The organism is Stutzerimonas decontaminans, assembly GCF_000661915.1.
In the GTDB taxonomy this organism is placed as follows: Bacteria; Pseudomonadota; Gammaproteobacteria; order Pseudomonadales; family Pseudomonadaceae; genus Stutzerimonas; species Stutzerimonas decontaminans.
Genome location: NZ_CP007509.1, coordinates 4,237,817 through 4,250,164 on the forward strand (window position 1 = coordinate 4,237,817; position 12,348 = coordinate 4,250,164).

Below are 12,348 nucleotides of genomic sequence, written 5' to 3' on the forward strand. Positions count from 1 at the left end.
ACATCGCAGCAAGCCCGATATCTATTCTTGCTAGTGCGCCATGGTGAACATGGACGATCAATCAAATCTGGAGCTAGACCTATGGCAGCCCTGCTGCAACGCACCCTCGACACCATCACTCGCAACCAGGCCGAACTGCTCAGCAGCTGGAAAGCCGACCTGCACAAGCTGGGCGGCTATCACAACCTCAAGGCGGAAGAACTGGCGCAGCAGACCACCGACCTGATCCGCCAGCTGATCAGCGGAACGGCAGACGGCTCCGCCGACATCAATGGCCCGAGCTGGGACGGCATGCGCCTGTATCTGGAAAAGCTCTCGCGCAGCCGCGCGCTGCTCGGCATGGATTCGCAACAGACCGCTGGCTTCATCTTTGCCATCAAGCGTCCGTTGATGACCCTGCTGCAGAGCGAATACGCCAACGAGCCGGCGGTATTCGCCGAGCAGCTGTGGGCGGTATCCGAGCTGATCGACAACCTGGGCCTGTACACCGTACGCACCTTCCAGAAGTCCCGCGAAGAGGTGATCAAGCGCCAACAGGAAGAGCTGCTGGAGCTGTCGACGCCGGTGGTCAAACTGTGGGACGGCGTGCTCGCCCTGCCGATGATCGGCACCCTCGACTCGCAGCGCACCCAGGTGGTGATGGAGTCGCTGCTGCAACGCATCGTCGATACCGGTTCGGAAATCGCCATCATTGATATCACCGGCGTGCCGACGGTCGATACGCTGGTTGCCCAACACCTGCTGAAGACGGTTACCGCCATCCGCCTGATGGGTGCCGATTGCATCATCAGCGGCGTGCGTCCGCAGATCGCGCAGACCATCGTGCACCTGGGCCTCGACCTGCAAGGCATCGTCACGAAGGCCAGCCTGGCCGACGCCCTCGCCCTGGCCCTGCGCCGTTCGGGCCTCACCGTGACGAAGGCCGTCTAATGGACCGCATACCCATTCTGCGGATGGGCGAGTTTCTGCTCGTCACCATCCAGGTCGACATGCACGACCAACTGGCGCTGACCCTGCAGGACGACCTGGCCGAGCGCATCAGCGCAACCTCGGCAAAGGCCGTGCTGATCGACATCTCCGCGCTGGACATGGTCGATTCCTTCATTGGTCGCATGATCGGCACCATCTCCGGCCTGTCGCGGATTATGGACGCCGAAACCGTAGTGGTCGGCATGCAACCGGCCGTGGCCATTACCCTGGTCGAACTCGGCCTCGAGCTTCCCGGCGTCAGCACCGCATTGAACGTCGAGCGTGGCATGCAGTTGCTGCGCGCCCGCGTGGCCGCGCAATGATCGTGCGCAGCAGCGGCAGCCAGCCGGTGCGCCTCGAACAGGATGTTGTGCTGGCGCGGCAGACCGTGCGCAAGCTGACCCAGGAATGCGCCATGCGCCTGATCGACCAGACCAAGCTGGTCACCGCGGTCAGCGAGCTGGCGCGCAACACCGTGGTCTATGGCGGCGGCGGCGACATGGATTGGCAGCTGATCGAGGACGGCGCCCGCGTCGGCGTGCGCCTGACCTTCCGCGACGAAGGCCCGGGCATCGCCGACATCAAGCTGGCCATGACTGATGGCTGGACATCCGGGAGCGGGCTTGGCCTGGGGCTAACCGGCGCCAAACGACTGGTCGACGAGTTCGAACTCGACAGCACGGTCGGTGTGGGCACCCGAATCACCATCACGCGGTGGACATGAACGTTCAGGGAAGCGTCACTCAGGTTCTGCTGATCGAAGACAGCAGCCAGATCGGCCACGCCCGTCGGGTTGCCCAGCGGCTGGCCGAACAGCATGGTTTCGACACGACCGATGCCGGGCGCGTCGCCCTGCTGGCTACCGAACTGGGCAGCAACGTACTCAAGCATGCCGGACGCGGCGAGCTGCATCTGCGCGCCGTGTATGGACGCGAGGGGCGCGGTGTGGAGATCATCGCGGTCGACCGCGGGCCGGGCTTCGACCTCAATCAGTGCCTGACGGACGGCTTTTCCACCCGGGGCACTCAGGGCATAGGACTCGGCGCGCTGGCGCGGCAGGCGCAGGTGTTCGACGCCTATTCCGATGCCCGCGGCTCGGTGGTGCTGGCGCAGCTGTTTCCCCGTGGCGTGCAGCCGCCGCAGTGGCGCTACGGCGTCAGCCAGCATCCCTACCCGGGCGAAACCAGCTGTGGCGACGCCTGGCACCTGGCCTTCGATGGGCAACGCTGCAGTGCATTGGTCATCGATGGCATCGGCCATGGCGAGCTTGCCCAGCAGGCCGCTCAGGCAGGCACCGTGGCGTTTGCAGAAGCCCCGCTGGACTCGCCGTTCACACTGTTCAGCAGCATGCACCAGGCGATGAGCGGCAGTCGTGGTGGCGCGGCGGCCATCGCACACTTCGACGGCCAGCGTCAGGTGCTGGACTTCGCCGGCATCGGCAATATCGGCGCCAGCCTGATTGGTAGCGATGGCTCGCGCGGCCTTGCCTCGCACCCCGGTATCGTCGGCGTGCGCTTTCGCAAGGCGCATGTTTTCGACTATCCGCTGGGCGAGGCGCGGCTCGTGGTGCTCTACAGCGATGGTCTGCAAACCCGCTGGAACCTGCGCGATTACCCCGGTCTCGTTCACCGACACCCGGCCATCATCGCCGCACTGTTGCATCGGGACTTCTGCCGCGGTCGCGACGACGTGACCGTGCTGGCACTCAATCTGGAGGCTCCTCGTGACTGACCCGACGCTCCCGGAGTCCGGCGACGCCGGCCAGCTCGAGCAGCTGCGCCGCGAAAACGAATCGCTGCGCGCCGAGCTCGAAGAAACCAATCAGGGCGTGTTGGCGCTCTATGCGGAGCTCGACACTCAGGCCGAGCAACTGCGCCAGGCCTCGGACCTCAAGAGCCGCTTCCTGTCGTACATGAGCCACGAGTTCCGCACACCACTGGGCTCGATACTCAGCATCACCCGCCTGCTCAGCGATGAACTGGACGGGCCGTTGAGTGAAGAACAGCATAAACAGGTGCGCTTCGTCAGCTCAGCCGCCAGCGAACTGAGCGAGATGGTCGATGATTTGCTCGACCTGGCCAAGATCGAGGCCGGACGCGTGAGCATTTCACCGGCCTGGTTCGACATGCTCGACCTGTTCTCGGCGTTGCGCGGCATGTTTCGCCCCATCGTCGAGGGCTCGACGGTAGACCTCATCTTTGAAGAGCCCGACGGCATCCCGCGCCTCTATACCGATGACAAGAAGCTTGCGCAGATTCTGCGCAATTTCATCTCCAACGCCCTGAAGTTCACCCCGCAGGGCGAAGTACGTGTGTCGGCACGGATGGAGAACCCGCAGCAGGTACGCTTCGCCGTCAGCGATACCGGTATCGGCATCGCCGCCGAACTGCACGACCGCCTCTTCGAAGACTTCGCCCAGGTGGACTCGCCACTGCAGAAGCGCCTGCGTGGCACCGGCCTCGGCCTGGCACTGTGTAAGCGTTTCGCCGAACTGCTCGGCGGCCGTGTCGGCCTCGAAAGCGAGCCGGGCAAGGGCTCGGAGTTCTACGTCATCCTTCCTCTAGCGATTCAAGCGGAGCCTTTCGATGGTGCGTGACAACCGCCTGCTGATCGTCGACGACAACGCCACCACGCGCTACGCGATGCGCCGGGTGCTGGAACGCCACGGCTATCAGGTGCTGGAAGCCGGAACCGGTAGCGAAGGACTGGAACTGGTCGCCAACGCCGCGCCAGATGCGCTGATTCTCGACGTCAACCTGCCGGACATGAGCGGCTTCGACATCGCCCGCCAGCTGCGCGCCGATCCAAGCACCGCTCTGCTGCCGCTGATACACGTTTCAGCCGCCTCCATCGAGACCAACGACATCATTACCGGCCTCGATGCTGGCGGCGATGCCTACCTGATTCACCCAGTCGATCCCGACGTGCTGCTGGCGACGCTACGCACGTTGCTGCGGGTGCGCGATACCGAACGCGCGTTGCGTGACAGCGAGGCGCGCTTCCGGGAAATCTTCTTCCATGTCGCCGCGCCCATCGCGGTGCTCGACGCCGAACTGCAGCTGCATGAATGCAATCATGCGTTCGAACTGCTGGTCGGTACCGTCGGCCCGTCCGCGCCTCTGTCGCAAAGCTTCGCCGCTGGGCAGGAGGCTGTACTCGCCGAATTACGCGCGCATCTGCAGGCAGGCGACCGATGGCACACGCCGCTGCAGATGCAGGTCAACGGCGAGACCCGCGAGACCGAATGGCAGATATCGCCGTACCGCGCACAGGGTCTTGGCCTGGTGTTCGTTGAGGACGTAACCGAACAGCGGCTGCGCGAGCGCGTCCAACGGCAGAGAATCGCGACCACCACCAGCCAGCTCGCCCATGAAGTCGCCGAACGAGCACGCACCGAAGAGCAGCTGCTGCAGGCGCAGAAAATGGACGCTCTGGGCAAGCTCACCGGCGGTATTGCCCACGACTTCAACAACCTGCTCACGGGCATCATCACCGGCATCGAGCTGATGAAACAGCGCATCATCGAGGGTCGCGCCGACAGCGTGCTGCGCTTTGCCGATGCATCGCTCAGCTCGGCGCGCAGTGCGGCGTCACTGACCAATCGCCTGCTGGCGTTTGCCCGCAAACAGCCGCTCGATGCCCGGGCGCTGGACCTCAACGAGCGCATCCGCTCACTGGAGGACCTGCTACGGCGTACGATCGGCGAACGCATCAGGCTGACGTTCCACTTCACCGCCGAGCCCGCGGTGGCGCGGGTAGACGTCAGCCAGTTCGAAAGTGCCCTGCTCAACCTGGTGATCAACGCCCGCGATGCGCTACCCGAAGGCGGGCATATTCGCATCAGTACCTTCGCATCGGATGCCAGCCAGAAGCCGGAGCTCGCGGCCGGGCGCTACATCGGTTTGTGCGTGAGCGATGACGGCACAGGCATCGAGCCCGGCGTGCTGGACAAGGTGTTCGACCCCTTTTTCACCACCAAGCCCCAAGGGCGTGGCACTGGGCTGGGTCTGTCGAGCATCTACGGGTTCGCCCTGCAGTCGGGCGGCGACGCGAGCATCCGCAGCACGCTTGGCGCGGGAACCGAAGTCACCCTGCTGCTGCCCGCCGGCGACGGCGAACAGACAGCGACGCCCACCGCGACGCTCGATAGCGCAATCCGCCTGGTTGGCCATGAACATGTGCTGGTGGTGGAGGATATGCCCAGCGTGCGAATGCTGATCGCCGAGACGCTTATCGAGGCCGGCTACCGCTGCAGCCAGGCGGGCGATGTGGAAACCGCCCAGTCGCTGCTTGAGGCCGACCCATCAATCGATCTGCTACTGACTGACGTCGGGCTACCCCGCCTATCCGGCCGCCAGCTGGCCGAGTGGGCACGCCGCGAGCGCCCGACACTGCCAGTGGTGCTGATGACCGGCTATGCGGAGAACGCATCCAGTCGCGAGGGCTTCGTCGATGAGCGCATGGAACTGGTGCTCAAGCCGTTCGAGGGCGCAGACCTGCTGATCAAGATCCGCGGCTTGCTCGACGAAACCTGATAGTGCCGAAAAGCCATCCGCCGCCGCTCCGCCGACATGCACGCATCAGGCTGATGGCGCTTTTCTCGGGGCAACAAAAAACCCGCCGAAGCGGGTTCTTTCTGACCGTACCGAATCCTTCCGGCTGCCTTCCTGGCGGTGGTCGATCATCCGTGATCCTGAGCGCATCCTGCGCGTCAGAGTGGGTGCAGATTAATCACATTGATGCAGGCCCTAAAGAGCCGATGACGGCGTTTCTTGTAAGCCTTTTGCTATACCGAAGCCAACACAGCGTTCTGCGGCGCCAGGCAAACCTCACGCTGGAAGCCACCAGGGCTTTCCGGGCACGGTCACAGGAGGACGGTGCTTCAAAAACTAATAATTATCGCCAAGCAGCTTTTTTGGAATAATTTATTTAGGCCGTGTTATCCGCACACAATATTGATAACTAACAGCTAGTTAAGCCTGAAATAAACTGAAAAAAGCAATTATCAGCTGACGCGGATTGAGCACAAACAAAAGATAAAACTGTACATATAGTTAAATGTGCGTATATTCGCCCCCACTGCTTCGCAATTAACACTTCGACACCCGGCATGATGTTTCTGTTTCATCTCCTCGGTTCGTTTTGCTTCTCGCTTCTCAGTCTCGGCGCTGAATGCTTCAGTGCTGCAGCCTTCAAACAACCTGGGAGATACTCATGTCTACTCGTCAAAATGGCACAGTCAAGTGGTTCAACGATGAAAAAGGTTTCGGCTTTATCACGCCGACCGATGGTAGCGAAGATCTTTTCGTTCATTATCGTTCAATCGAAAGCACGGGCTTCAAAAGCCTGAGCGAAGGCCAAGCGGTCTCTTTCATGGCTACTAAAGGCCAGAAAGGGATGCAGGCCGATCAGGTTCAAGTCTCCTAAGACGCCTGATATAAAAAAGCCCCGCTTCGGCGGGGCTTTTTTTTTGTGCGCAATATTTAGCAGCGCGTGTTCCAAGCGGGACGAACGCAATTGAAGACATTTGCCCTGAAGCCACAGGGGTCAAATGACGATATCCCGATGCTGCAGCGAAATCCGTTTCGGCCAGAAAAGCAAAAACCCGCCGAAGCGGGTTTTTTCTGACCTTTCCGAAGTCCCTTCGAGTGCCGTCCTGGCGATGGTCGATCTTCCTGATCCTGAGCACGTCCTGTGCTTCAGAGCGGGTGTAGATTAATTACCTGCTGCAGACTACAAAAGCGGCGAACACCGCACCTTCTTGTAAGCCTTTCGCTATACCTCCGCGCCATGGGGAACTTTTGCATTTGCCCATGCCGGCTGCGGAAGCGCCCAAATCCTTTTGCTGGTCTCTGGCCTTGCGTTCTGGAAGCAGCTGTTCGCCGCCACAAGGGCTCGCGTATCGCCCCCATCCGATACCCTGTTAGTCCTTGTCCAGATCAACCAGTGGCTCGTTGCGTATCTCGGTATCACGGCCGGCCTGCAGCGCAGCGATCTGTTTGCGTGCAGCATCCACTGCGGCGCTATCGGCCAACAGTTCGTAGCTCACCCGAAAGTGCTTCTGCTCGCCCGGCTCGATCGTCGGCACCAGCCCCAGCGGCCTTTGATAGCGGCGGTTGTAGGAATAGCTGGTGCCTGGTTCCAGGCCGGTCACGTAGCCTTGCTTCTCGGTATCGGTGTTCTTCCACAGTGAGAACACCGGCAGCTCGGCGGTATTGAAGCCGACGCTGACACCAAGGTTGCCGGCCCGGTTGTGCAGCATGGTCAGGGTCTGGCCCTGCTCGTCCGCATAGGGCACCACGTTGAACACCGTCTCGTCGTAGTCCCTGCTCGGCCCGCGGTAATGCTGCCAGTCGGCCAGCTCTTTGGTCGCGCGGGCGTTGAACGGAGAAACCTGCTTGACCGGCGCCACGAACCGCGCGCCCTCCTCCAACAGTGGCGTACCGAAATTGGTGTGGTATAGCACCTGGTATTCCTTGGCGTAGTCGCCCTGGTTGGTCAGCGTATCGTGCAACGAGAAGCCAGCACGCCCCGGCTCGGTGCTGAGCTCGGTGAGAATCGCGAAGTCGAGTTTCTTGAAGGCCTTCTCCTGCAGTTCGCCGCGCAGGCGAATGGCATAAGGCGGCTTCTCGTCTATCTGCAGCACCACCCGCGAGGCCGGAATGTTGGCCGCACGGCCATGCAGCGTGAGCAGTTCGCCGTTGTCCTCGCCGGGGTGGCCGACCCATTCGAAGCCGCAGCGGGTCACCAGCTCGTTGAAGCCCTCGAGCCAGCCCAGCCCGCCACGCCCGTTGAGCTCGATGAAGGCTGGATTGACCACTTCATCCACCGGCGAATCCCAGCCCAGGCGTACATCGCCAGCCACCGCTTCCAGCACGTTCATGCCGCGTGTGGGCACGACGATCATGCGCATGCTGCCATTGTCGATCTCGATCAGGCTGACGCCTTCTTGCCGGCCGCCATGCAAGGTACGCATGCTGACCGAGAATGGCGTCGGCGCGTCGATGCCCAGCTCTTCGCTGGTGATGCGCCAGTTCTTCGCCGGCTTGTTGTGGTCGATCAGCACCTGTTCCCAGGCCATGGCAGGGGTGGCCAGGCAGATGCCCAGGCCGAGGAGAAGCTGCAAACGGGTCATGGGGATTCCCTTTGTTGTTATGACTCCTGCTCAAGGTAGCTGAAACGTTTCATCTGGCAAGCCAAAGCGGTTGCTGGATGACCGAAGGCAGCGGAACGCGTGTCTGGAACGATGACAGCTGAGTGACTTTCAGCCTTTGGTGTAGCGACTCGGCTGCCAGTAGCCGGTGAGCAGCGGCAGCGCGGGACCACGCCAGCCGCGCTGACGAAGCTGCCGTGCGATCAACGCATTCATGATCCTGTGCCCCATCAGCAACACACTTGCATTGGCCTCAGCCAGTTCGATCAATCGATCGGCCGCGGCGCTGGCACGCTCGGTTGCTTCATGAACAGGCTCGGTATGGCTGGCGAAACCAAAGAACCAGGCCGTGCGGAACGTCAGGCGCCAGAAGCGCGACGGCAACAGCGGCAGGCCCCACTCCGGGTATGGCAGGTGCGGCTCGGCGAATAGCGGATCAGGCACCTCGCAGCAGTCGCATTCCAGATACGAGCGCGATTCGATGCAGCGCTGCACGGAGCTACAGGCCACGATGCCAACCGAGCCCGCCAGCGCGACCAGGCTGTCCGGCCGCTCGGCGGCGACGACATCGGCGGCGTTGTAGCGCTCGACCCAGGTTTTCATGCCGACCGGCGTACTCCAGCGCGCCACGCCGTGGTCGGGTCTACCGTGCCGCACGAGGATGATCTGCATTTAACTACCGGATACGCAGGGCTGGTCCGCCAAAGCATCGGCCTAGCGGCAAGCAGACAGGGAAATGGAGGCGGTGTGTATCGCCCCGGCACGTAGCCGGGGGCGATGGGGTCACCTGTCCAGCTCGTCCTGCTTTTCCAGAAATTCTTCTTCGAGCATCGCATCCTTGACGGCCTGGGGCTGCTCGTCGAGCAGCGGATCGTTCAGCTCTCCACTGGACAGCACACGGGTGTCCAGCTTGCCCATCAGATGCTCCAGCGCGTGCTGCATCTTGTCCGCGGCGCCATCGACAGCGAGCTGCAAAGACTCAGCCTTGTGCGTCACCGACACGGCCTGATGACCTTTGGGGCGAGCCTCGATCTGGCAACGCTTGTCATCGGCACCAGCCTTTTGCGCGTTCTCGTCGCTGATATGAACTTCGACTCGAGTGAGAAAATCATCGAAGCGCTCGAGCCGATCCTCTACGGTCGTGCCGACCCACTCGTGCAGCTCGACACTGCCGGGAATGTGGTTGCTATTGACTTGAACATGCATACGACTACTCCTGATAGATGACGTACCTACTAGGCTTCGAGGCGTGCGCGCCGGCGAGGTTCAGGTGCTTCGTCCGGTTGCGAACCAGCGAGCCGGCTGCAGGTCGCAAAAAACCTGATTCTTCGGGTCGGTCAATCCTGCATCAGTTCGCGGTAGCGCTGGTGGTACTGATCGTACGGCAGGTTCTCGCTCATCAGCTGCTTGAGTTGGTGCTGGCGATAGGCATCCTTGCTCAGCGGCACATCGACCGGCTGCTCAGCAACCGCACCGAGGCCCTGGGCGCCGTGGGGGAATAGCTGATGGGTCAGCTCGGCAATCTTGTCCTCGGCGCTGATGAATTTGTCTGGTCGGCCACTGCCCCAGCGCGCGTCATACTCGGCCTGACCGACCTGGCGGCCATTTTCATAGACACGAATGTCGGCATAGCTCATATACAACAGCAGGTCCCAACGCCACGTACCGGTATAGGTCGTAGTTAACGGGCAACGAGTCGGGCTGCTGCCCGCGGCAAGCTGCCGGGTCTTGAAGCCCTTGTCCCGAAGAAGTTGTTGATAGGTGGTATTGAAGCCGGCCCGGAGCCCGACAGCCGGAATGGTGCAGATCTCGGGCGCAAGCTCGGCCGACAGGCTGGCAGGAGTAACGGTCTGCTTGATACTGCAGCCGGTCATGAAAAGCATGGCGAAAAGTACGGGCAGCGGCGCGGCGCGCATATGGACGTCCTGTCTAGAACCAAAGAGACGGCATTGTGCCATCAACCAGAATGACGAGTCTTGTCGGTTCGCTTGCTGGCTCGGTCCGCCCGGCCACCGAGAAACCAGCCCAACACAGCCCAGACTGCCGCGCATACGGCACCGACCAGGGCGACCAGCCAGGCGCCGTGGCCGAGGCTGTCGAGCAGGCTCTTGGCCCAGCCGCTCAAGGCATCGCCGCCGCGGTAGACCACGGTGTCGATGAAGTTCTTCGCCTTGTACTTGCTTTCGGCATCCAACGGCGCGAAGAGCATCTCGCGACCCGGGCGGACGAAGGCGTACTCGCCGATGCGACGGACAATCATCACCGCAGCCAGCACTGCAAAAGTCGGTGCCAGGGCCAAGCCAACGAAGCCGAGACAGACCAGCGCCGGCACGGCCGCGAGCAATACGCGCACGCCTAGCCGCTGCGCGATCCGTCCGGTGATGAACAGCTGCGACAGCAATGCGCCGGCCTGCACTACGAAGTCGATCATGCCGAACACCCGCACCTGCTCGGCACGATCCGGAAACAGCTCGGCGACCAGACGCGCCTGTTCGAAGTAGAGAAAGGTGCTGGCGGTCGTCAACAGCAACACGAATGCCGCAATGCCCAGCAGATAGCCCGAACCCAGCACGCGAGTCAGGCCACTGAACGGGTTGCCGGCTACCGGACGTTTCGGGCTTTCGGCATGCTCGGCACCAGGGCGGCCGGCACCCAGCAACTCGCGCCAGGTCATCAGGTAGTGCTTGATCGCCACCGCCACGGCCAGCAGCAGTGCCGCCAGCAGCATCAGCCCGTATTGGCCGAGCACACCCACCAACAAGGCGCTCGTGGCCGGCCCCACCAGCCCGCCGACGCTGGCGCCGGCGGCAATGAAGGCGAACAGCCGGCGTGCCTGGGGCGCGTCGAACACGTCGGCCATCAGGCTCCAGGCCACCGACACCACGAACAGGTTGTAGACCGATATCCATACATAAAACACCCGCGCCAGCCAGATACTGTCGCGCAGCAGGAAGAACAGCCCGGCGAACACGAGCAGGTTGACGCAGAAGAAGCCGTACACCCAATCGATGTAATGGATGCGCGCCACCCGCGAGTTGAGCCAGGCGAACAGCGGCACCGCCAGCAACATGGCAAAGAAGGTGGCGGTGAACAGCCATTGCAGGTTCTCGACACCACCCTGAATGCCCATCGACTCGCGAATCGGCCGCAGCATGAAGTAGCCGGCAAACAGGCAGAAGAACAGCCCGAAGCCGGCCAATGCGGCGCGCAGCTCGCCGGGGCGGGCATTAATCAGTGCAGCACTGCGTGCGGCTAGCGAAGTCATTCGGCGCTCAGCGGAAGGCGTCTACGATCATCTGCCGTTGCCGCGCATCCGGCAGCCGCCCCTGCCCGGCGAGCAGGTTGTCGGCCATGTAGCGCGGATTCGAGGTCGCTGGAATCACTGCCGTCACCGCTGGCTCGGCGAGGATGAACTTGAGCAGCAGCTGCGCCCAGGAGCTGGCATCGATCTCCGCGGCCCAGGCCGGCAGTGGCTTGTCCTTGACACGGGAGAGCAGATTGCCGCGGGTGAAGGGCCGGTTGATCAAGGTGGCGATGCCGTTGTCGGCACAATACGGCAGCAACTGCTTCTCGGCGTTGCGCTCGCTGACCGAGTAGTTGAACTGAACGAAATCGACCTGCTCCTGCTTCAGCGTCTCCAGCAGCCGGTCGTGGGCCGACTCCAGATAGTGGGTCACGCCGATGTAGCGCACCCGCCCCTCCTGCTTGAGTTCGCGCAGCAGGCCGAGCTGGGTGCCGGTGTCCTGCAGGTTGTGCACCTGGATCAGGTCGATGGTGTCGGTCTGCAGCGCCTGGAAGCTGGCCTCGATCTGCGCCATGCCCCGCTCGCGGCCGGTGGAGGAGACCTTGCTCGCGAGGAAGACCTTGTCGCGCTGACCGAAGCGCTTGACCAGCTCACCGACTACACGCTCGGCATTGCCATAGCTCGGCGCGGTGTCGATCACCGATGCGCCGCCCTCGACCAGTACGCGCAGCACCTCAAGCAGGCGCGACATCTGTGGATCTTCCAGATCCATGTTGTGCGTGATCGACGTGCCGAGTCCGATTACCGGAAGCGCCTCGCCACTGCTGGGGATGGTTCTCTTCAGCAGCCCCTGCGCAGCGAAGCTCAACGCCGGCAATAACGGGCCAAGCGCAGCCATGGCCATGCAGGCGGCCGAGCCCTGGATAAACTGACGACGGCGATACATGGGCGTCCTCCTTTAACCAAATCGATGTGAGCGAAT

The 12,348-nt window shown here is 62.4% G+C and carries 13 protein-coding genes; 7 read left to right on the forward strand and 6 right to left on the reverse strand.

The annotated features are described in order from the left end of the window. Nucleotides 1–81 precede the first annotated feature (81 nt). From UIB01_RS19680 to UIB01_RS19710, 7 genes are all read left to right on the forward strand, one after another. Complete coding sequence (locus UIB01_RS19680; RefSeq protein WP_038664273.1) at nt 82–930, forward strand: STAS domain-containing protein; 849 nt, start codon at nt 82–84, stop codon at nt 928–930. Further along, nucleotides 930–1,292, forward strand: coding sequence for an STAS domain-containing protein (locus UIB01_RS19685; protein WP_015278623.1), 363 nt, complete (start codon nt 930–932; stop codon nt 1,290–1,292). Before UIB01_RS19680 ends, UIB01_RS19685 begins: the two co-directional genes overlap by 1 nt. Continuing rightward, nucleotides 1,289–1,693 (forward strand): ATP-binding protein, encoded by a 405-nt coding sequence (locus tag UIB01_RS19690; RefSeq protein ID WP_038664278.1) that lies wholly within the window; start codon nt 1,289–1,291, stop codon nt 1,691–1,693. The genes UIB01_RS19685 and UIB01_RS19690 overlap by 4 nt, the downstream gene beginning before the upstream one ends. Next, nucleotides 1,690–2,700, forward strand: a complete 1,011-nt coding sequence (locus UIB01_RS19695; protein ID WP_038664281.1) for an ATP-binding protein — start codon at nt 1,690–1,692, stop codon at nt 2,698–2,700. Before UIB01_RS19690 ends, UIB01_RS19695 begins: the two co-directional genes overlap by 4 nt. Then, nucleotides 2,693–3,565 (forward strand): sensor histidine kinase, encoded by an 873-nt coding sequence (locus UIB01_RS19700; protein ID WP_038664284.1) that lies wholly within the window; start codon nt 2,693–2,695, stop codon nt 3,563–3,565. Before UIB01_RS19695 ends, UIB01_RS19700 begins: the two co-directional genes overlap by 8 nt. After that, the gene (locus UIB01_RS19705; RefSeq protein WP_038664287.1) at nt 3,555–5,504 is read left to right on the forward strand and encodes a PAS domain-containing hybrid sensor histidine kinase/response regulator; all 1,950 of its coding nucleotides are present in this window, start codon (nt 3,555–3,557) and stop codon (nt 5,502–5,504) included. The genes UIB01_RS19700 and UIB01_RS19705 overlap by 11 nt, the downstream gene beginning before the upstream one ends. A gap of 679 nt (nt 5,505–6,183) precedes the next feature. Next, the gene (locus UIB01_RS19710) at nt 6,184–6,396 is read left to right on the forward strand and encodes a cold-shock protein (protein WP_014821949.1); all 213 of its coding nucleotides are present in this window, start codon (nt 6,184–6,186) and stop codon (nt 6,394–6,396) included. A gap of 496 nt (nt 6,397–6,892) precedes the next feature. Here UIB01_RS19710 and UIB01_RS19715 read toward each other — a convergent pair whose 3' ends face one another. From UIB01_RS19715 to UIB01_RS19740, 6 genes are all read right to left on the reverse strand, one after another. Next, a complete protein-coding gene (locus UIB01_RS19715) occupies nt 6,893–8,104 on the reverse strand; it encodes an aldose 1-epimerase family protein (protein ID WP_038664291.1) in 1,212 nt (403 codons plus the stop codon). Between the two features lie 129 nt (nt 8,105–8,233). Beyond that, the gene (locus UIB01_RS19720; RefSeq protein WP_038664294.1) at nt 8,234–8,794 is read right to left on the reverse strand and encodes a histidine phosphatase family protein; all 561 of its coding nucleotides are present in this window, start codon (nt 8,792–8,794) and stop codon (nt 8,234–8,236) included. A gap of 111 nt (nt 8,795–8,905) precedes the next feature. Next, the gene (locus UIB01_RS19725) at nt 8,906–9,328 is read right to left on the reverse strand and encodes an HPF/RaiA family ribosome-associated protein (protein ID WP_038664296.1); all 423 of its coding nucleotides are present in this window, start codon (nt 9,326–9,328) and stop codon (nt 8,906–8,908) included. Nucleotides 9,329–9,459: 131 nt separating this feature from the next. Then, on the reverse strand, nt 9,460–10,038 hold the full coding sequence (locus UIB01_RS19730) for an Sbal_3080 family lipoprotein (RefSeq protein WP_038664299.1): 579 nt from the start codon (nt 10,036–10,038) through the stop codon (nt 9,460–9,462). A 41-nt stretch (nt 10,039–10,079) separates the two neighbouring features. Continuing rightward, the gene (locus UIB01_RS19735; RefSeq protein WP_038664302.1) at nt 10,080–11,387 is read right to left on the reverse strand and encodes an NTP/NDP exchange transporter; all 1,308 of its coding nucleotides are present in this window, start codon (nt 11,385–11,387) and stop codon (nt 10,080–10,082) included. A 7-nt stretch (nt 11,388–11,394) separates the two neighbouring features. Next, nucleotides 11,395–12,312 carry an aldo/keto reductase gene (locus UIB01_RS19740; RefSeq protein ID WP_038664305.1) on the reverse strand — a complete coding sequence of 306 codons (918 nt, stop codon included), beginning with the start codon at nt 12,310–12,312 and terminating at the stop codon, nt 11,395–11,397. Between the last annotated feature and the right edge of the window lie 36 nt (nt 12,313–12,348).

Bases quoted from the DNA above. Each gene is read 5' to 3' on its own strand.
- UIB01_RS19735 (WP_038664302.1), bottom strand. From the start codon at position 11,387: ATGACTTCGCTAGCCGCACGCAGTGCTGCACTGATTAATGCCCGCCCC.
- UIB01_RS19715 (WP_038664291.1), bottom strand. From the start codon at position 8,104: ATGACCCGTTTGCAGCTTCTCCTCGGCCTGGGCATCTGCCTGGCCACC.
- UIB01_RS19705 (WP_038664287.1), top strand. From the start codon at position 3,555: ATGGTGCGTGACAACCGCCTGCTGATCGTCGACGACAACGCCACCACG.
- UIB01_RS19685 (WP_015278623.1), top strand. From the start codon at position 930: ATGGACCGCATACCCATTCTGCGGATGGGCGAGTTTCTGCTCGTCACC.
- UIB01_RS19720 (WP_038664294.1), bottom strand. From the start codon at position 8,794: ATGCAGATCATCCTCGTGCGGCACGGTAGACCCGACCACGGCGTGGCG.
- UIB01_RS19730 (WP_038664299.1), bottom strand. From the start codon at position 10,038: ATGCGCGCCGCGCCGCTGCCCGTACTTTTCGCCATGCTTTTCATGACC.
- UIB01_RS19690 (WP_038664278.1), top strand. From the start codon at position 1,289: ATGATCGTGCGCAGCAGCGGCAGCCAGCCGGTGCGCCTCGAACAGGAT.
- UIB01_RS19695 (WP_038664281.1), top strand. From the start codon at position 1,690: ATGAACGTTCAGGGAAGCGTCACTCAGGTTCTGCTGATCGAAGACAGC.
- UIB01_RS19725 (WP_038664296.1), bottom strand. From the start codon at position 9,328: ATGCATGTTCAAGTCAATAGCAACCACATTCCCGGCAGTGTCGAGCTG.
- UIB01_RS19740 (WP_038664305.1), bottom strand. From the start codon at position 12,312: ATGTATCGCCGTCGTCAGTTTATCCAGGGCTCGGCCGCCTGCATGGCC.
- UIB01_RS19680 (WP_038664273.1), top strand. From the start codon at position 82: ATGGCAGCCCTGCTGCAACGCACCCTCGACACCATCACTCGCAACCAG.
- UIB01_RS19710 (WP_014821949.1), top strand. From the start codon at position 6,184: ATGTCTACTCGTCAAAATGGCACAGTCAAGTGGTTCAACGATGAAAAA.